17 protein-coding genes, 3 tRNA genes and 1 riboswitch are annotated in these 17380 nt (G+C 67.0%); of the genes, 13 read left to right on the top strand and 7 right to left on the bottom strand.

Translation table 11 applies throughout. The features are described 5' to 3' along the window. Positions 1-52: 52 nt before the first annotated feature. The 6 genes from recJ to ACK4FB_RS13535 all read left to right on the top strand — a co-directional run bounded on the left by recJ (position 53) and on the right by ACK4FB_RS13535 (position 3769). Positions 53-1876, top strand: coding sequence for a single-stranded-DNA-specific exonuclease RecJ (gene recJ / locus ACK4FB_RS13560; protein WP_409753300.1), 1824 nt, complete (start codon positions 53-55; stop codon positions 1874-1876). Between the two features lie 57 nt (positions 1877-1933). Beyond that, a tRNA-Glu gene (locus ACK4FB_RS13555) sits at positions 1934-2008 on the top strand. Positions 2009-2180: 172 nt separating this feature from the next. Continuing rightward, entirely contained in the window at positions 2181-2762 is a 582-nt protein-coding gene (locus ACK4FB_RS13550) for a cold-shock protein (RefSeq protein ID WP_409753297.1), read from the top strand. Between the two features lie 78 nt (positions 2763-2840). Continuing rightward, complete coding sequence (locus ACK4FB_RS13545; protein ID WP_409753294.1) at positions 2841-3317, top strand: DUF192 domain-containing protein; 477 nt, start codon at positions 2841-2843, stop codon at positions 3315-3317. A gap of 69 nt (positions 3318-3386) precedes the next feature. After that, positions 3387-3463: transfer RNA gene (locus tag ACK4FB_RS13540), tRNA-Pro, on the top strand. 132 nt (positions 3464-3595) lie between these two features. Next, positions 3596-3769, top strand: coding sequence for a hypothetical protein (locus tag ACK4FB_RS13535; protein ID WP_409753291.1), 174 nt, complete (start codon positions 3596-3598; stop codon positions 3767-3769). 92 nt (positions 3770-3861) lie between these two features. Here the strand turns inward: ACK4FB_RS13535 and ACK4FB_RS13530 are convergent, their stop codons facing one another. Continuing rightward, positions 3862-4434 (bottom strand): manganese efflux pump MntP family protein, encoded by a 573-nt coding sequence (locus ACK4FB_RS13530; protein ID WP_409753288.1) that lies wholly within the window; start codon positions 4432-4434, stop codon positions 3862-3864. 4 nt (positions 4435-4438) lie between these two features. Continuing rightward, positions 4439-4600, bottom strand: a riboswitch (yybP-ykoY riboswitch). A gap of 99 nt (positions 4601-4699) precedes the next feature. On the opposite strand from ACK4FB_RS13530, the gene ACK4FB_RS13525 reads away from it, so the two are divergent. From ACK4FB_RS13525 to ACK4FB_RS13515, 3 genes are all read left to right on the top strand, one after another. Continuing rightward, entirely contained in the window at positions 4700-5905 is a 1206-nt protein-coding gene (locus ACK4FB_RS13525) for a potassium/proton antiporter (protein WP_409753285.1), read from the top strand. 70 nt (positions 5906-5975) lie between these two features. Next, on the top strand, positions 5976-6281 hold the full coding sequence (locus tag ACK4FB_RS13520; RefSeq protein ID WP_409753282.1) for an ETC complex I subunit: 306 nt from the start codon (positions 5976-5978) through the stop codon (positions 6279-6281). 93 nt (positions 6282-6374) lie between these two features. Continuing rightward, positions 6375-6451, top strand: a tRNA-Arg gene (locus tag ACK4FB_RS13515). Between the two features lie 8 nt (positions 6452-6459). Here the strand turns inward: ACK4FB_RS13515 and ACK4FB_RS13510 are convergent. Beyond that, a complete protein-coding gene (locus tag ACK4FB_RS13510) occupies positions 6460-7446 on the bottom strand; it encodes a GSCFA domain-containing protein (RefSeq protein WP_409753279.1) in 987 nt (328 codons plus the stop codon). Between the two features lie 143 nt (positions 7447-7589). Between ACK4FB_RS13510 and ACK4FB_RS13505 the strand changes: the two genes are divergently transcribed. Next, positions 7590-8708 (top strand): hypothetical protein, encoded by a 1119-nt coding sequence (locus ACK4FB_RS13505; RefSeq protein WP_409753276.1) that lies wholly within the window; start codon positions 7590-7592, stop codon positions 8706-8708. On the opposite strand, the gene metC is transcribed toward ACK4FB_RS13505, so the two are convergent. Continuing rightward, positions 8689-9870 (bottom strand): cystathionine beta-lyase, encoded by a 1182-nt coding sequence (gene metC, locus ACK4FB_RS13500; RefSeq protein WP_409753273.1) that lies wholly within the window; start codon positions 9868-9870, stop codon positions 8689-8691. The genes ACK4FB_RS13505 and metC overlap by 20 nt on opposite strands. Positions 9871-10010: 140 nt before the next feature. Here metC and ACK4FB_RS13495 point away from each other — a divergent pair, with 140 nt between their 5' ends. Then, entirely contained in the window at positions 10011-11063 is a 1053-nt protein-coding gene (locus ACK4FB_RS13495; RefSeq protein ID WP_409753270.1) for an amino acid ABC transporter substrate-binding protein, read from the top strand. Between the two features lie 19 nt (positions 11064-11082). Here ACK4FB_RS13495 and sseA read toward each other — a convergent pair whose 3' ends face one another. From sseA to ACK4FB_RS13480, 3 genes are read right to left on the bottom strand one after another with little or no spacing between them, the layout of a single operon-like run. Continuing rightward, entirely contained in the window at positions 11083-11910 is an 828-nt protein-coding gene (gene sseA / locus ACK4FB_RS13490) for a 3-mercaptopyruvate sulfurtransferase (RefSeq protein WP_409753267.1), read from the bottom strand. Between the two features lie 4 nt (positions 11911-11914). Next, positions 11915-13132 carry a class I SAM-dependent methyltransferase gene (locus ACK4FB_RS13485; RefSeq protein ID WP_409753264.1) on the bottom strand — a complete coding sequence of 406 codons (1218 nt, stop codon included), beginning with the start codon at positions 13130-13132 and terminating at the stop codon, positions 11915-11917. Between the two features lie 11 nt (positions 13133-13143). Beyond that, on the bottom strand, positions 13144-14598 hold the full coding sequence (locus ACK4FB_RS13480; RefSeq protein WP_409753261.1) for a cryptochrome/photolyase family protein: 1455 nt from the start codon (positions 14596-14598) through the stop codon (positions 13144-13146). Positions 14599-14827: 229 nt separating this feature from the next. Here ACK4FB_RS13480 and ACK4FB_RS13475 point away from each other — a divergent pair, with 229 nt between their 5' ends. Continuing rightward, the gene (locus ACK4FB_RS13475) at positions 14828-16123 is read left to right on the top strand and encodes a class I SAM-dependent methyltransferase (protein WP_409753258.1); all 1296 of its coding nucleotides are present in this window, start codon (positions 14828-14830) and stop codon (positions 16121-16123) included. Positions 16124-16171: 48 nt separating this feature from the next. On the opposite strand, the gene ACK4FB_RS13470 is transcribed toward ACK4FB_RS13475, so the two are convergent. Further along, positions 16172-16624, bottom strand: coding sequence for a tRNA (cytidine(34)-2'-O)-methyltransferase (locus tag ACK4FB_RS13470; protein WP_409753255.1), 453 nt, complete (start codon positions 16622-16624; stop codon positions 16172-16174). A gap of 194 nt (positions 16625-16818) precedes the next feature. Here ACK4FB_RS13470 and petA point away from each other — a divergent pair, with 194 nt between their 5' ends. Further along, the gene (gene petA, locus ACK4FB_RS13465) at positions 16819-17361 is read left to right on the top strand and encodes a ubiquinol-cytochrome c reductase iron-sulfur subunit (RefSeq protein WP_409753252.1); all 543 of its coding nucleotides are present in this window, start codon (positions 16819-16821) and stop codon (positions 17359-17361) included. Positions 17362-17380 lie beyond the last annotated feature (19 nt).

Genomic DNA, 17380 nt, shown 5'->3' with positions numbered 1-17380 from the left:
ATCCGGCGACCCTGTCGTCCAGACTGCACGGAAATGACGAGGCGTATGCTCAATGGCTGACGGCGGCGCGGCGACGGCGGTGAACTTTCTGGGCGTGTCGCGCTCCCTGTCCGGCCGTGCGTGGCGTCAGCGGCCCGCCGACGGGGCGACCGTGCGCGCCCATATGCAGGGGCTGGGACTGGCCGAGCCGCTGGCCCGGGCGCTGGCGGCGCGCGGCGTCACGGCGGACCAGAGCGAGAATTTTCTCGCTCCCACATTGCGGGCCCTGTTTCCTGATCCATCCAGCTTTCTGGACATGGATCGCGCCGCCGGCGTGATTCTGGACGCCCTGACAGCGGGGCGGAACATCCATGTGTTCGCGGACTATGACGTGGACGGCGCCTCCAGCGCGGCGCTGCTGGTGCGGTGGTTCCGGGCCATGGGCGCGGACCTGCCCATCTATGTGCCCGACCGCCTGACCGAGGGGTACGGCCCCAGCCCGAAGGCGTTCGAGACGCTCAAGGCGAGCGGGGCGGATCTGGTTATCACCGTGGATTGCGGCGCGGCGGCGGTGGAAGCCGTGGCCCACGCGGCGTCCATCGGCCTGAAGGTGGTGGTGGTCGATCACCACCTGATGCGCGAGCAGCCGCCCGCGTGCGAGGCGGTGGTCAATCCGAACCGGCCGGGCTGCAATTCCGGTCAGGGCAATCTGGCGGCGGCGGGGGTGGTGTTCGTGCTGCTGGCCGCCCTGAACCGGGCGGCGCGGGCGCGGGGGCTGTTCGCCGAACGGGCCGAGCCGGACCTGCGGCAGTGGCTGGATCTGGCGGCGCTGGGGGCCATCTGCGACGTGACGGCCCTGACCGGCTTCAACCGGGCGCTGGCGGCGCTGGGACTGAAGGTCATGTCGGAGTGGCGCAATCCCGGGCTGGCGGCGCTGCTGGCCGTGGCGGGCATGGAGCCGGGCCCGGCCAAGGCCAGCCATGCGGGCTTCATTCTGGGACCGCGAATCAATGCGGGCGGGCGCATCGGCCGTGCCGATCTGGGCGCCCGGCTGCTGTCCACTGACGACCCGGCCGAGGCTGCGAGCATCGCCGCCGAGCTGGACGCCCTGAACCAGTCCCGCCGCGAGGTGGAGCGCGAGGTGACCGAGGCGGCGGTGCGCAAGGTGGAGAGCCGGGGCCCCGACGCGCTGGATCGCGCCATCATCGTGGTGGAGGGCGAGGACTGGCATCCGGGCGTGGTGGGCATCGTGGCCGGGCGGCTGCGCGAACGCTGGCGCAAGCCGGTCGTCGTCATCGGGGTCGATCCGGCCACGGGCGTTGGCAAGGGCTCGGGACGGTCGCAGCCGGGCGTGAACCTTGGCCGCGCCGTGCAGGCGGCCTGGGAGGCCGGACATCTGATGGCGGGCGGCGGGCACGCCATGGCGGCCGGGCTGACGGTGGCGGGCGACCGCATCGAGGACGCACGCGCCTTTCTGGAGGCGGCGCTGGCCGACCAGCAGGCGGCGGCCGAGGTTCTGGACGTGGTGGATGTGGACGCGCTGCTCGACTGCCGGGCGGCCAGCCGCAGCCTGTTCGAGGATTTCGAGCGTCTGGCGCCTTATGGTCCCGCCAACCCGGAGCCGCTGTTCGCCCTGGACCGGGTGACCGCACGCGAGCCCGTGGCCATGAACGGCGGCCATGTGCGGTGCCGGTTGACGGCGGCGGACGGCGCCTCGGTCAAGGCCATCGCCTGGCGTTGTGCGGACCTGCCGCTGGGCCGGGCGTTGCTGTCGGGCGCGACGGGGATCAGCGTGGTCGGTCGTCTGAAGGCGGATGACTGGAACGGCCGCCGGGGGGTCCAATTCGAGATTGAGGACGCCCACGACCCACGACGCGAAACGACCGACGATTTTTAGTCGGACGCGACTTGCAACGGTGGGAAGGGGCCGCTATATCGCCGGCTCTCGCGCAGCGGTCCCTTCGTCTATCGGTTAGGACGCTAGGTTTTCAACCTAGAAAGAGGGGTTCGATTCCCCTAGGGACTGCCACGCGGGCTCCCCCGAAATCGTAGGTCCACAAACCCCGTTCGGGACGAATCAGCACGCGTATTGCAGGCATTTCTCGCCTTGAGCGCGAAATTGTCGTTTCTGCCCCTCCCACGTTCATCGAACCGTGTTAAGCATGTCTGGTCTGCACGTGAGGGTCGCAGGCGGGGGGAGCATGTCAGCGTACGAAGTGGATGAGGATCTGACGTCGGCCGAAACGGTCCGCATGTCCGGTCATGTCAAATGGTTTGACCCCGCGAAGGGATATGGCTTCATCGTGCCTGACGACCCGTCGCTCACCGGCATGAAGGATGTCCTCCTGCATGTCTCCAGCCTGCGGGACCATGGCTGCGATGACGCCGCCGAGGGAGCCGCCATCACCTGCGACGCCGTGCGACGGCCCAAGGGTTGGCAGGCCACCCAGATATTCCATCTGGCCGAGCCGGATCCGGAGCAGTCGCCGGGCTATGACGCCCTGCGGCGTTCCGCCAGCAATCTGGAAGCGTTCGCCCGCCGCCCGCCGCGGCCCGCCATCCAGGCTGACGGGCCCATGGAGCCGGCGACGGTCAAATGGTTCAATCGCGCCAAGGGCTACGGCTTCGTGGTGCGCGAGGGCGACCAGGACGACATCTTCATCCACATTGAAACCCTGCGCCGGTGCGGGCTCGACGACCTGCTGCCGGGGCACACGGTGCGTGTGCGCTTCGCCCGGGGCCCCAAGGGGCTTGTGGTGGCCGAGATCGAACAGGGCGAATAGGCCGCATTTCGGGTTTATTTCCGCGCGCGGCTAAGGCGTAATGCGGGCGTCGATCGCGCCATCCCCGGGATACCGTCCATGCACCGCCGCCTGTTTCTGACCGCCGTCCTGGCGCTGGCCATGTCGGCGACCGCCTGCGCCCAGGCCGTGCCGCGCGACGAGGCGGGCAATCCGCTGGAGGCCCTGACCGTGATCACGGACAGCGGGGAGCACGCCTTCTGGGTCGAGATCGCCGATACCGACGAGACGCGCGCCCGGGGCCTGATGTTCCGCGAGCCGCTGGCCGACGACCGGGGCATGCTGTTCCAGTTTCCGGACATGGCCGAGCGCGGCTTCTGGATGGAGAACACGCCCAGTTCGCTGGACATCGTCTACATCGACGATCAGGGCCGCATCGTCTCTATCGCGCGGCACACAACGCCCTTCTCGCGCCAGGTGGTGCCCTCCTACGGCGCCGCGAAGGGGGTGCTGGAAGTCCGGGCGGGTCGCACCCAGGAAATCGGCGCCGAACCGGGCGACGTCGTCCGCCATCCGTTCTTCAACAACGCGGACTGACGGATCGCACGGGATTGCAGACGGGCGATTGCGGCCCGCCCCCGGCCATGCCTATAAGCCCCGCCTGATCGGAGCGTAGCGCAGCCTGGTAGCGCATCTGCTTTGGGAGCAGAGGGTCGCAGGTTCGAATCCTGCCGCTCCGACCAGCGTTTCCCCGTTCGAGCAAGGCTTGCGGGTTGGTTTACCGCCCGTTGTCGTCGGATCGTGTTCTGCCGGTGAGGTCGCTGGGAACAAGCGGCTCTCTCCACGGTTGGTCGAGGCAACAAGTGGAGCACACCATGACCGATCAACCCATCGAACAAGACAACGACCAAAGCCAGCCGGGCCAGGGCGGCACGCCCGGCCAGAGTCCGGCCGACGATCAGCCGGGTCAGGAGCCCGGGTCGCCCGCCACGGGCGGCGAAGGCTCACAGGGTGCGGGCGGCCCCGACGGGTTCGGCACGGCCGACTAAATCTCCAGCGTCGTGAATTAATGAGGCCCCGCCGGTTCGGCCGGCGGGGCTTTTTCGCGGAGCTTGACCCGGCCCGCCGCTCCGATTGTTCCTCAGCCCCCCATCCATCCCATGTGTTCAGCCAGGATCAGCGTGCCGATGGCGATGAGGGCCAGACCCCCCAGGATCTCGGCGTATTTTCCGAAACGGGCGCCGACGCGGGCGCCGATGAGCATGCCCAGGGTCGTCAGGGTGAAGGTGGTCAGGCCGATGCAAAGGGCGATGACCCAGATGTTCACGCCGATAAAGGCCAGCCCCACGCCCACGGCCGCGGCGTCGATGCTGGTCCCCAGCGCCACGGCGATCAGGGGGATCAGCCCCCTTCGCACCGGCGCGGCCGGCTGAACCGCATGACGATTGGCGAGGCCATGCCAGGCCATGTGCGCCCCGACCCCGGCCAGCAGGACGAAGGCGATCCAGTGATCGTACTGCTGGACGACTTCTGCGGCGATCAGGCCAAGGCTCCAGCCGATCACCGGGGTCATGGCCTCGATGATCCAGAAAGTCAGCCCGTCCCGCAGCGCTGGGGCCAGCGATGGGCGGTGCGCGGCGCCGCGCCCCACGGCCGCGGCGAAGGCGTCCGTCGACATGCTGAGCGACAGGATGGCGATGGCGCCGGGGGTCATGGGCTCACTCCGCCGGACGACGAGACGCGCATCCCACGCCGCCGGCGAGACGGTGGGACGCGCTGGTCTCGCCAGGCGGATGACATCCGCTGACCGCGCCACGCGCCGAAGCGCGAATGTGTTGACGCGGTCCCGGCCTTCAAGGCGGCCGGCGGCTACTCCCCAACGGGAGCGCCTGCCTACAGGCTCAATAGCGGCCATTCAAGCGGCGGGGCACCGCAGGCGGTGTTGCTTTTGGGCGATTCCTCGGCTCCTAAAGACACCCATGAACCCCATCGACTACGCCTTCCTCGCGGTCGCGGTGCTGTTGCTGTCCACGGTGCTGGCCGGAAGCCTGTCCAGCCGGTTCGGACTGCCGGCCATGATCGGATTCCTGGCCCTAGGCATGATCGCGGGTTCGGAGGGACCGTTCGGAATCGTTTTCTCGGATTACGCCTTCGCCCAGGTGATCGGGGTGGCGTGCCTGGTCTTCATCCTGTTCTCGGGCGGACTGGACACCAGCTGGAAGCTGGTGCGCCCGTCGGCGGGACCGGCGCTGATGCTGTCCACCATCGGGGTGATGATCAGCGCGGGCATCGTCAGCCTGGCGGCGGTGTTCCTGTTGGGGTTCACGGTGACCCAGGGGTTCCTGCTGGGCGCGGTCGTGGCGTCCACCGACGCGGCGGCGGTGTTCGCCATCATGCGGGGACAGGGCGGGGGCGATTTGCGACAGGACCTCACGGGCCTGATCGAACTGGAGTCGGGCTCCAACGATCCCATGGCGATCTTCCTGGTGGGGGCGGCGCTGGTTCTGGTGGCGGCGCCCGATGCGTCCCTGTTGCCCTTCGTGCCCCAGTTCATGATCCAGATGGGCCTGGGCGCGGTGCTGGGCGTAACGGTCGGCTATGCGCTGCCGTCGCTGATCAAGCGTATGCGGCTGCGCACCAGCGGCATGTCGCTGGTGGTGTCCATCGGCGCCGCGCTGCTGAGCTACGGCCTCACAGCCGTGCTGGGCGGGAACGGGTTTCTGGCCGCCTATATCGCGGGGATCGTGGCGGGGAATCGCGAGTATCAGGCGCGGCGCACCATCGGGGTGTTCCAGGACGGCCTGGCCTGGCTGGCCCAGGTGGTTATGTTCCTGACCCTGGGGCTGCTGGTGTTCCCGAGCCAGCTGGGCGGAGTGGCTGCGCCCGGCCTGGCCATCACGGCGGTTCTGATGCTGGTGGCTCGCCCGATCAGCGTGTTCATCTGCCTGGCGCCGTTCCGGCGGTTCGACTGGCGGGCCAAGCTGTTCGTCTCATGGGCCGGGCTGCGCGGCGCGGTGCCCATCGTGCTGGCGACCTTTCCCATCGTGGCGGGCGTGCCCGGATCACAGACCATCTTCAACATCGTCTTCTTCGTGGTGATCGTGTCCAGCCTGGTGCAGGGACCGACCCTGGGCTGGGTGGCGCGCAAGCTGGGCGTGAACGCGGCGAAGCCCCTGCCGGCCTGAGCATGCTGGACCCGTGGGCCGACGCGCGCTATCTGGGCCGCTTCTGACACTGGATTCTTCAGGGCCCGCCATGCTCGCGCGCATCTATCGTCCCGCCAAGACCGCCATGCAGTCCGGCAAGGCCAGGACCCGCGACTGGATCCTGGAGTTCGAGCCGGCGGCGGCGCGCACCAACGACCCGCTGATGGGCTGGACTTCGTCCACCGACATGAACGGCCAGGTGCGCCTGACTTTCGATACGGCGGAGGAGGCGGTGGCCTACGCAGAGCGGCACGGCATTCCGTTCCGACTGCACGAGCCCCGGGCGGCCCCGGTGATCCTGAAGGCCTACGCCGATAACTTCGCCCCGGGCCGCAGGCAGCCCTGGACCCACTGATTATGTTTGCGGCTACCGCGCTTCGCGCTACTTGAGCCGAGATTTTTCGTTGCGGCTATCGCGCTTCGCGCTACTTGAGCCGCTTGCCTGACGGCGCCCGTAGCTCAACCGGATAGAGCATCCGCCTTCTAAGCGGACGGTTGCAGGTTCGAGTCCTGCCGGGCGCGCCAGACCATCACTACCCGGTTGTGCAGTGGGCCGCCTTGAAGGTCTTCACGATCCTGGAGACGATCCAGTTGTCCACATGGCGTCCGTCGTCCTCGCGCCAGCTGAAAGGCGAGTTGGCCATGACCAGTTCATAGGACGGGAAATAGGTGACGGCGTCGAAGTCCCGCGCGATGGCGCCGATGGCGGCGCGCAGGATGCTCTTCCCCTCGGTGTTGGCCGCGACAATGTCGTTGTCCGAGAAGGTGCGGGCCAGCGGCACAGGCGAGACGGTGAAGACGATGCGCGCCTCCGGGCGTACCTGGGTGATGATCTCCACAATACGCCGCAGGTTGGCGTAGTTTTCCTCGTATGAGGACATGTGGAACTCGGTCTGCTCCTCACCGCCGCCCTTGGCGTAGCCCGGCTTCTGGCAGGCGATCTTGCCGCTCTGCTTGTTTCGAAACACCTCCGCCATGCCCATGGTCATGAAGAAGACGTCCGCCTCGCGGATGCCCCGGTCAATGGCGTCGTCCGTATGGCGCACCGCCTCGAGCAAGTCCTCGGGCGTGCGACCGAACGTGGCTCGGCGATAGGGGTCCTGATAGGCGACCTCGCCCTCCCACAGGGGATCCTTGATGGTCCAGTAGTCGTCGGGGTCCTGGGCCCACTCCCCGATGTGGCGCTCGAACTCCTGCCGGATGGTGAAGGTATTGTAGTAGTCCAGATGCGGGTAGCGCGGCAGCCGGTCGATATTGTAGCGGTCCGGCGCCATCGCAATGTGATCCGTGGGCGGGCCGACCTTGAAGCCTTCTGCGGTGAGAAACGAGCGGATGCGCTCGGCAAAGCAACTGCCGATAGTGAATATCTTGTCCTCAGGCCCGAACAGCGGCTTGCGGGCCACGGTGATCATCTTGTTCTTGAAGTGAGAGCTCCAGCGCGGATTGGCGGCCTCCTTCACCACATATTTCTGGAGGGGAGCCTCCGCCGGGATCAGCTCGCCGCTGTTGTCGTCCGCCATATCTGTCTCCTGAGGTCAGGCATGGAGGGTAATGCAGGGGCGACATGAGGCCAAGGCGACTTTGTCTGTACAGTCACGCGCCTTGCCCGCTAATCGGCTTGGGCATAGAGCTTTCCGCTGATCTTTCAGTGCAGGGAAACCCCATGGCGTTCGGCGACAGGATTCTGGTTCAGGCGCGCAACTATTCGGTTCAGGTCGAGGGCCTGGCCGCAGCGGAGCTGAACCGCAATCTGGGCGAGTACCTGCCCCCCAACTATGCCGTGCGCAAGATGGCCGACGCCTATGCCGGCTATGCCCGCAAGCGCACCAACACCAACGACGAATACCTGCTGCTGCGCCAGACCTTCACCGAAACCCGATCAAAGAGCCATCAGGTGTTCAGTTCGGTGATCGCCGACCACGTGCCGTCCGAGAAGTACAATCTGGCCCGCAGCATGTTTGACGTGGCGGACCAGCCCAACACCATTCGCGGCGCGGTCCGCTCGCTGCAGAAGACCGGCATGTGGAAGGCGAAATTCTCCCTCCCGCCGGCGCTGGTCGAGAGCCTTCGCAACAAGGTGCTGACGCGGATGGAGGCGATCCACGGCGACAAGCTGACCAACATCCTGAAGGGCTCGCCCGAGGCGCCGCCCCAGATCAAGTCCAACTTCTCGTGGGTCACCAGCTTCGGCGAGATGTACGAGGTGGCGGCCGATCCGCTGCTGCTGACCATCGTGCATCAGTACATGGGCGTGCCGCCGATCTTCGACGTGCCGGTGGCCTTCGTGAACTCCAATGTGCCGGTCAGCGCGAAGGACCTGTCCGACACGGCGCAGCTTTATCACCACGACATGTACCGCCTCGGCTTCGTGAAGCTGTTCATGTACCTGACCGATGTGGGCCCCAACGACGGCCCGCACGCCATGATCCAGGGCACCCACCGCGACCGCCCCGACGCCCTGTGGGCTGACGGTCGCCACACCGACGAGAAGGTGGCCGAACACGGCCTGCTGGATCAGGAAGAGCGCATCACGGGCCCGTCGGGCACCCTGTTCCTGGTGGACACCAGCGCCCTGCACAAGGGCGTGCACCCGGAGGAGAACTATCGGGTCCTGGCCCAGGTGCAGTACGCCAACTCTCTGTTCGGCCATCCGATCGCTGATGCGGGGCGGCCCTTCACCGCCGCGCGCAAGTCGGATGACCCCGACGTTCTGGCCGCCGCGGAGCTGGTCAAAACCTATGCAGAAAAGGTCGGCGTCCGGTTCATGCAGGGGATGATCTGACACCCCACGTGGCCAGGGCCTGATCCAGATCGGCGATCAGATCGGCGGGGTCCTCCAGGCCGATGTGCAGGCGGACCAGCGGGCCTTCAAGCGTCGCCGGGTGGCGCCGCAGCGCCATCTGGCCGGTCTCGTGGGTCGCCAGGCTTTCGAAGCCGCCCCAGGAGTAGCCCAGGCCGAACAGGGTGAGGGCGTCCAGCACGGCTTCGGCCTCCGCCTCCGTTCCGCCCCTCAGCACGACGCCCATCAGACCCGCCGCGCCCGCATAGTCCCGGGCCCAGAGGTCATGACCGACCGAGCCGGGCAGGGGCGGATACAGAACGCGGGCCACCTCGTGACGCGATTGCAGCCACTCGGCCACCTGCAGGGCCGAACGGGCGTGCTCGGCCATGCGCAGGGGCAGGGTGCGCAGGCCGCGCAGGGCCAGCCACGCCTCGTCCGGAGCCGTGTGCCAGCCCAGATCCTCGATGGTGTTGAAGATCGCCCTGCCGACCTGCGCGTCGGCGACGGCGATTGCGCCCATCAGCAGGTCGGAGTGGCCGGCCGCATATTTGCTGATCGCCTGGACGCTGACGTCCACCCCGTGCGCCAGCGGCCGGAAGGCCAGACCAGCGGCCCAGGTGTTGTCCATGACGGTCAGCACGCCCTTGTCCCGCGCGGCGGCGGTGACGGCGGCCACGTCGACCATCTCGAAGGTCAGCGAGGCGGGGGATTCCATCACGAGCAGCCTGACGCCGTCCATGGCCGCGATGATCCGGTCGGCGGGGGCGTCGGCCGGGTGATAGCGAATGGAGACGCCCCGCGCCACCATGTGGCGATCCAGAAACCGGCGCGTGGGGCCGTAGACGGCGTCTGTGGCCAGCACCGTATCGCCCGGACGGGTCAGGGCCAGGACGGGAATGGTGACGGCCGCCAGCCCGGTGGGCGTCAGCCACGCGTCCGCACCGCCCTCCATCTCGGCGAGCAGCGCGCGCAGCTCTCGCTGAACCGTCATGCCGTCGATGCCGTACACGGGTCCGAGCGACGGGTCGCGCAGACTGGCGGCGCGGGCGTTCAGCAGGGTCGACGCCCGCTCGATGGGAGGATTGACCGGACGGCGACCCTCGGTCGGCTTGCGGGTGGCCGAACGGATCAGGCGGGTGCGGTCGGACGGCGGCTGGGGCATCGCGGGCAGGATAATCCATCAAAGCGAGGTCGGCGGGTTGCGGAGCCGACCCAAAGGCTTCTAACACCAAAGGCGGGATTCCGATGAAGGCGAGGATAATGTTCGCGCGTGGTTGTGCCGGTGCCGGGGTGTTGGCGGGGATGCTGTTTCTGGCGGCCTGCGGCGACGACCGACGCGTGGTCGCGGACGACGCGCCGGACCAGCCCCTGATTGCGCAGGACGCGGCCGAACCCAGTGAAACCCTCGCGGCCGTGCGCGCGCGGGGACGGCTCAACTGCGGCGTTCATCAGGGGCTCGTGGGCTTCGCCTACACAGACAATCGCGGGCAATGGCGCGGTTTTGACGTCGATTTCTGCCGGGCGACGGCGGCGGCGGTTCTGGGTGACCCGAATGCGGTGCGCTTCGTGCCGCTGGCCATCGGCGACCGGTTCGAAGCCCTTGCGGAAGGCCGCATCGACGTTCTGTGGCGCAACACCTCATGGACCATGGGCCGAGACGCCGGAGAGCGCCTGGAGTTCGTCGGCATCAACTACTATGACGGCCAGGGTTTCCTTGTCCGCCGTTCGCTGAACCTGACGAGCGCGGCCGAGCTGGACGGCGCGCGTATCTGCGTGCAGTCCAATTCGACGACGGCCTTGAACCTGGCGGATTATTTCCAGGTGCGGGGCCTGCGCCACGAGGCTGTCATGGCCGACAATGAGGAGGCGGCGCGCGAAGCCTACGCCCGGGAGGATTGCGACGCCTTCACCGGCGATGTCTCGTCCCTGGCCGCCGCCCGCACCATGCTGGGCAATCCCCAGGCCCACGCGATCCTGCCCGATGTGATTTCCAAGGAGCCGCTGGGACCTGTGGTGCGCAGGGGCGATGACCAGTGGTCCGACATCGTGCGCTGGACCCTGAACGCCCTGATTCTGGCCGAGGAACTGGGTGTGACCCAGGAAAACGTGGACGACATGGCGGCCAGCTCCAGCGATCCGCAGGTGCGTCGCCTGCTGGGTGTCGAGGGCGGGTTCGGTGCGATGATGGGGCTGTCCGACACCTGGGCGCGCGACGCGGTGGACGGCGTCGGCAACTATGGCGAGGTTTTCGAGCGTAATCTGGGAACGCGCTCGTCGCTGAATCTGGCGCGGGGTCTGAACGCGCGCTGGGACGCCGATCCGCGCGGCCTGATGTACGGTTTGCCGGTGCGCTGACCGGCCCCTGACGGACTCCCTATGCGCCTTCGACAGGCATATCCGGACGGGCGCCCCATTCCGCCCACGACCCGTCATAGACCGCGCTGTCACGGCCGAGCACCGCGAGGGCGAGGCTGAGGATGGCGGCCGTCACACCTGACCCGCACGTGGTGATGATGTCCCGGGCCGGGGTCATGCCGGCGCGCTCGAAGAGGGCGGTCAGGTCTTCCGGGCCCCGCAAGCCGCCGCTGGAGGTCAACAGGTCGCTGAAGGGGACATTGATCGCTCCGGGCATGTGACCGCTGCGAAGACCCGCGCGGGGTTCGGGCGCCCGTCCGGAAAAGCGCTCGGCCGGTCGGGCGTCGATGACGAGAGCAGCGGGGTCGCCCAGGGCGCGGCGGACCTGGATCAGGTCGGCGACCCTGCCGGCATGAAAGTCCGTCCGGAAAGCGGCGGGCGGCGACGGAGTGGCGGATCCGGTCTGCACCGGGCGACCTTCGGCCAGCCACTTCGGCAGCCCGCCGTCCAGCACCTGCACCCGGCGCGCGCCCATTGTCCGGAACGTCCACCAGACCCGCGCCGCAGAAAACAGGCCGCGCTCGTCATAGACCACGATGTGGTCGTCCTGACCGATTCCCATGGCGCCGACCGCCGCCGCGAACGCCTCGGGCGTGGGCAGCATGTGGGGCAGGGGGCTGGCCGGATCGGCCACCGCGTCGATGTCGAATCGCACCGCGCCGGGGATGCGCGGTTCATCCTCGCCCGGCCGGCTCCCGTCCATGCGCCAGCTGGCGTCCACGATCCGTATGTCGCGCGCATCCCGGATTGCGGCCAACGCCGCCGTCGCCAGAAGGGGAGCGGTCATAACGTCAGCTTCGGGCCAGCGCCAACTGGATCACATTGATGCGGTCGGCGCGGAAACCGGCCTCGCAGTAGGCCAGGTAGAAGCGCCAGAGCCGACGGAACCGGTCGTCGAAGCCCATGCGCTGGATCTGGTCCCACGCGCTCATGAACCGGTCGTCCCAGCGCTTCAGGGTGTCGGCGTAGCAGTGTCCGAACCGCTCGACGCTGTTCCACGCCAGACCCGCGCGCTCCACGATCGGCTGCAACACCGCTTCGCTGGGCAGCATGCCGCCCGGGAAGATGTACTTCTGGATGAAATCCGTGCGCTTGTCGTAGCCGCCGAACAGGGCGTCATCCATGGTGATGATCTGCAGGGCGGCCCGGCCGCCGGGCGTCAGCACCTGATGGATCTTGTCGAAATAGGTCGGCCAGTATTCCTGCCCCACCGCCTCGAACATCTCGATGGACGCGACCCGGTCGAACCGGCCCTGAACATCGCGGTAGTCGATCATCTGGATGTCGGTCTGGTCGGACAGACCGGCCTGGGCCAGCCGGCGCGTGGCGTAGGCGTGCTGTTCGGCGGAGATGGTGACGCCGGTGACATGGGCGCCCACTTCGCGGGCCGCATATTCCGCGAAGCCGCCCCAGCCGCATCCGATCTCCAGAACCTTGTGGCCCGCCCTGAGGTCCATGGCCTGCGCCAGGCGCGCGTACTTGCGGGTCTGGGCGATCTCCAGCGCCTCGCCCGGCGTCTCGAAGACCGCCGAGGAGTAGGTCATGGTCCGGTCCAGCCAGGTCTCGTAGAAGGCATTGCCCAAGTCATAGTGGGCGTGAATGTTCTTGCGCGCCCCCTCGCGGCTGTTTCGGTTCAGCCTGTGCCGCGCCCAGTGAAGCCCCCGCATGATCACATTGCCGTCGAACAGCCGCTGGATGCCCTCGTAATTGCGCACCAGCACCTCAAGCAGGCCGGCCAGGTGGGGCGTGTCCCATTCGTCGGCCATATAGGCCTCGGCGAATCCGATGTCGCCCGAAGCAAGAACGCGCCTGGCGAAACCGTAGTCCTTGACGATCAGGGTCGCAGCCGGCCCGGTCTGCTTGCCCTTGAGTTCATGGACCGCGCCGTTGGGGAGGCGGACCGTCAGTCGCCCGATGGCCCAATTAGCGGCCAGCACCCTCAGAAGAATGCCAAAACCGGTCGGCGTGCGCGCGGCGATGGCGGCGATATCAGGCGTCACAGCGGTCATGAGAACCTCCCTCAGTCCTTGTCCCGTGCGGACTTGATCTGCTCCAGAGCATCCAGGGCGCGTTTTCGCCCCATGGCATGGTCCACGATCGGGGCCGGATAGTCACGCCCCAGCCGGATTCCCGCGGCGGCCAGAACCTCTGTGGGCGCGGTCCAGGGCGCGTGGATCCACCGGTCCGACAGACCCGCCAGTTCCGGAACCCAACGTCGGACATATTTTCCCTCCCCGTCGAATTTCTCGCCCTGGGTCACGGGATTGAAGATGCGGAAATACGGGGCGGCGTCCGCACCCGATCCGGCGACCCATTGCCAGTTCTGGATGTTGGCGCCCATGTCGGCGTCCACAAGGGTGTCCCAGAACCAGGCCTCGCCCTCGCGCCAGTCGACCAGCAGATCCTTGACGAGGAACGAGGCGACGATCATCCGCACCCGGTTGTGCATCCAGCCCGTGGCCCACAGCTGACGCATGCCGGCGTCCACGACGGGGTAGCCGGTCATGCCGCGCTTCCAGGCCTCCAGACCTTCGCCGTCATCGCGCCAGGCCATGGCCTCGAACTCGGGCCGGAACGCGCGCTCGGCCATGTAGGGGAAATGATGCAGCAGGTGCGTTGAGAACTCGCGCCAGCCCACTTCGCTGACGAACTTTTCGGCCTGTTTTCCCGGGACCCGGCCGTCTTTCGCCGCCTGACGCGCCGCGCGTATGGCCCGCCAGGGACTGATCTCCCCGAAATGCAGGTGAGGGGACAGACGGCTGGTTCCGTCCTCTCCCGGTATGTCCCGTCCCTCGCCATAGACCGTGAGGGGGCCGGCCAAAAAACGTGACAGGGCTTCGCGTGCGCCTGACTCTCCCGGCGTCCAGTCGAATCCCGTGGACCAGTCAGGCCGGAGGGGGTGCAATCCCCAGTCGTCGACAGCTTCGCCTGTCAGCCCTGCGACCCCGTCCAGCGTACGCGGTCCGTCCCGGGGCGCGGGCTCCTCCGCCTTGTCCAGCAGCGCCTTCAGGAATGGGGTGAATACCCTGTACGGCGCATCCTGACCTGTGCGGACCGAACCGGGCCGGGCGAGCATCGTGCCGTTGAAGCCCCGGCAGGCCACGCCGTCCGCCTTCAGGCCATGGGCGATTTCGGCGTCCCGTTCCCAGGCGGCCGGCTCGAACATGCGGTTCATCAGGACGGCGTCCGCGCCCGTCTCATTGATCACCACCCGCAACGTGGCTTCCGGGTCGCCGGACCGCAGCAGCAAGGGCGCGCCACGTTCCTCAAGCTCGGTCGCGAGGGCGCGCAGGGACTTGTCCAGCCACCATCCGGACGCCGCTCCCATGGGGCGGCCGTCCAGCGCCGGGTCGTGGATATAGAGAGGGATCACCGGCGCGCCGGTCGCCGCCACCTCGGTCAGGGCTGGATTGTCGGCGATCCTCAGATCACGCCGGAACCAGACGATAACGGGGCGGGACCTGGAGGAACTCATATTCACCTGAAGGGTTCGTGGTCGGACGTGCGGCGGGAAGGCGTCCCCAGATACGTCAGTCGTCGCCGGCGGACGCAACCTTCAGTAGTCGTTTGCGCCCGGGGTGTGGAGCCCTCCAGCAGCGGCCCCGACGGCCCGCAACGGCCTTGACCGGCCGGGTTTGGACGGCTTATCCGGGAAAGGGCGTACGCCAGCCTGGGCGCGCCGTGATTTATTGAAGAGGTGGAACTTGGCTGACCTGAAGACCGAGGCTCGCAAGAGGGCCGCGAAAATCGCCGCCGCCAAGAAGCATCCCACGGTGGATCTCCTGAACGAGCGCGCCAGGCAGACATCGGCCGACTTTATCGAAAGCCATCTGCACACCGCGATGCTCTTTCGGAACAAGAGCGTTCTTCACAGCTATTCCATCAAGAATATCCCCGCTGAAGGCATGATCCTGGAGTTCGGGGTTCGCTCCGGCACGAGCATCAATCTTTTCGCCGACATCCTGAAAACGACCGGAGACGACCGGTTGCTGTTCGGTTTTGATTCCTTTGAGGGTCTGTCCGAACGATGGGTCGGCGCTTCGGGCCGCCCCGGCACCTTTTCCCTGAAGGGCGTCATGCCCGAAGTGAGAGAGAATGTGCGCCTGATCAAGGGCTGGATCGACGACACGCTTCCCAAGTTCCTTGAACAGAATCCGGGCCCCATCGCCTTCATCAATATTGATACGGACACGGTTTCTCCCTGCCGCACGATTCTGGAGCTGTGCAAACCTCGACTGGTGGAAGGAAGCGTCATTCTGTTTGACGAGCTTCTGTCGTACCCGGGGTGGAAGCAGGGCGAGGCGCTCGCCCTTGCGGAAAAGCTGCCCCCGGAATCCTACGAGTTCGAAGCCTTCAGCGGCTACGAAGCCATGATCCGCATCAAGGACGCGAAGGCGCTGGGGAATTCCACCGCCGCCGCCGCCGCCGTCCCCTCGGTCACCTCCGGCGCCGAGGTGCTGGATTTCAGCCAGCTCCCCGGCCTGACCAGGCGGGAAGACGTGGCGCGTTTCACGCGGCCTGGCTCCATCGGCGTGGAACTGGGTGTGGCGTCCGGGTCGTTCTCCCAGCGTCTGCTGGCGACCGGTCGATTTGAACACTTCTACAGCATTGACATGTGGGCCGGCGATCGCGGTCACGACGTCAAGCAGTACAAGGGCGTCCTTCGGCGATTGGCGCCCTACAAGGAGAAAAACAGCATCATCAAATTGAAGTTTGATGAGGCGCTGGATCTTTTCCCTGATGACTATTTTGACTTCATTTACATCGACGGCTACGCCCACACCGGGCAAAATGGCGGCCAGACGATTCAGGATTGGTGGCCGAAGCTGAAAAGCGGCGGCATATTCTCTGGTGATGACTACAGTGAGCGTTACGCCCTGGTCATCAAGGAGGTCGACGCCTTCGCGCAGCAGCACGGTCTGGACCTGCACGTCCACCGACCGAAAAAGGCCGAGGACAAGCTGTTCCAGCATCCGTCCTGGATTATCCGCAAGCCCTAGATGTCGGGGCAGGCGCGGGAACATGGGCGCGCAGCCCCTGTTCCCGCGTCACGGTTCAAGTTCGCCCGTCTGTCTCAGGGCCTCGAAAAGGGCGATGGCGGCCGAGGTTGCGAGGTTCAGCGATCGGGTCTCGGGGCGAATGGGTATGAAAAGGCGCGCATCAGCAGCCTCATGCACGTGATCGGGCGCGCCCGCCGTCTCACGCCCGAACAGCAGGCGGTCATCGGGCCGGAAGGCGAAGCCGGTGAGGCTCTCGGACGCCCTCGTCGTGAAAAGAATCAGGCGGCCGGGGTGACCGGCTGCGCAGTAGGCGTCCCAATCGTCATGCACCGTCATGTGCGACAGCGGCCCGTAATCCAGAGCCGCCCGCTTCATGGATCTGTCGTCCAGAGCGAAGCCCGTAGGGCGGATCACATCCAGGGGCGCGCCGAAACAGGCCGACAATCGGATGCAGGCGCCCACGTTCTGGGGAATGTCAGGTTGAAAAAGGGCGAGACGCATTCTAAGGCCCTCATACGCGCGGGGCGGGGCCTTGTCGCGGCCTGAATTGCGAATGCTTCGCACGGAAGCGTCAGCGACTTGCGGCGAACCGCCGCAAACCCGGGCCGGGGCATGGACTGAACAGTCCCGCTGGGGTTACGCACCACATTGTCGTTCCGTTCCGGTTCGGCGCTGGGTTCTGCAGAGGTGAGACATTGGCCGAATCGGTCGTGCATCCTGAAGGCGAAGGGCAAGACGCCACTCGTCGTGATTTCATTCATATCGCCGCGGGGGCTGCTGCAGCCGGCGCCGGCGTGGCCGCTGTCTGGCCCTTGATCAACCAGATGAACCCGGCGGCCGACACCCTGGCCCTGGCGTCCATCGAGTTCGACCTGACCAAGGTTCAGGAAGGCCAGCAGGTGGTCATCAAGTGGCAGGGCAAGCCGGTGTTCGTGCGGTACCGCACGCCGGCCGAGGTCCAGCGCGCCCGCGCCGAGGACAGCGCCAGCCTGCCCGACCCCCAGACCGACGCCGAGCGCGTCGTGGAAGGCCACGAGCAGTATCTGGTGCTGGTCGGCTCCTGCACGCACCTTGGCTGCGTGCCCACTTTCGGCACCGGCGACTACGGCGGCTGGTTCTGCCCCTGCCATGGGTCGCACTATGACACGTCGGGCCGCATCCGCCGCGGACCGGCCCCCGCCAATCTGGTGGTGCCGGATTATGAATATCTGAGCGACACCCGGATCCGGATCGGCTGAGCGCGGACGTAAGAGAGAT

Origin of the sequence: Brevundimonas sp. (assembly GCF_046299535.1) — a bacterium.
Taxonomy (GTDB): domain Bacteria; phylum Pseudomonadota; class Alphaproteobacteria; order Caulobacterales; family Caulobacteraceae; genus Brevundimonas.
The sequence above is the reverse complement of the archived record's forward strand: the minus strand, read 5'-3'. Positions and strand labels throughout refer to the sequence as shown.

Coding starts and splice junctions, on each gene's coding strand:
- recJ (WP_409753300.1), top strand. CDS start 53: ATGGCTGACGGCGGCGCGGCGACGGCGGTGAACTTTCTGGGCGTGTCG.
- ACK4FB_RS13550 (WP_409753297.1), top strand. CDS start 2,181: ATGTCAGCGTACGAAGTGGATGAGGATCTGACGTCGGCCGAAACGGTC.
- ACK4FB_RS13545 (WP_409753294.1), top strand. CDS start 2,841: ATGCACCGCCGCCTGTTTCTGACCGCCGTCCTGGCGCTGGCCATGTCG.
- ACK4FB_RS13535 (WP_409753291.1), top strand. CDS start 3,596: ATGACCGATCAACCCATCGAACAAGACAACGACCAAAGCCAGCCGGGC.
- ACK4FB_RS13530 (WP_409753288.1), bottom strand. CDS start 4,434: ATGACCCCCGGCGCCATCGCCATCCTGTCGCTCAGCATGTCGACGGAC.
- ACK4FB_RS13525 (WP_409753285.1), top strand. CDS start 4,700: ATGAACCCCATCGACTACGCCTTCCTCGCGGTCGCGGTGCTGTTGCTG.
- ACK4FB_RS13520 (WP_409753282.1), top strand. CDS start 5,976: ATGCTCGCGCGCATCTATCGTCCCGCCAAGACCGCCATGCAGTCCGGC.
- ACK4FB_RS13510 (WP_409753279.1), bottom strand. CDS start 7,446: ATGGCGGACGACAACAGCGGCGAGCTGATCCCGGCGGAGGCTCCCCTC.
- ACK4FB_RS13505 (WP_409753276.1), top strand. CDS start 7,590: ATGGCGTTCGGCGACAGGATTCTGGTTCAGGCGCGCAACTATTCGGTT.
- metC (WP_409753273.1), bottom strand. CDS start 9,870: ATGCCCCAGCCGCCGTCCGACCGCACCCGCCTGATCCGTTCGGCCACC.
- ACK4FB_RS13495 (WP_409753270.1), top strand. CDS start 10,011: ATGCTGTTTCTGGCGGCCTGCGGCGACGACCGACGCGTGGTCGCGGAC.
- sseA (WP_409753267.1), bottom strand. CDS start 11,910: ATGACCGCTCCCCTTCTGGCGACGGCGGCGTTGGCCGCAATCCGGGAT.
- ACK4FB_RS13485 (WP_409753264.1), bottom strand. CDS start 13,132: ATGACCGCTGTGACGCCTGATATCGCCGCCATCGCCGCGCGCACGCCG.
- ACK4FB_RS13480 (WP_409753261.1), bottom strand. CDS start 14,598: ATGAGTTCCTCCAGGTCCCGCCCCGTTATCGTCTGGTTCCGGCGTGAT.
- ACK4FB_RS13470 (WP_409753255.1), bottom strand. CDS start 16,624: ATGCGTCTCGCCCTTTTTCAACCTGACATTCCCCAGAACGTGGGCGCC.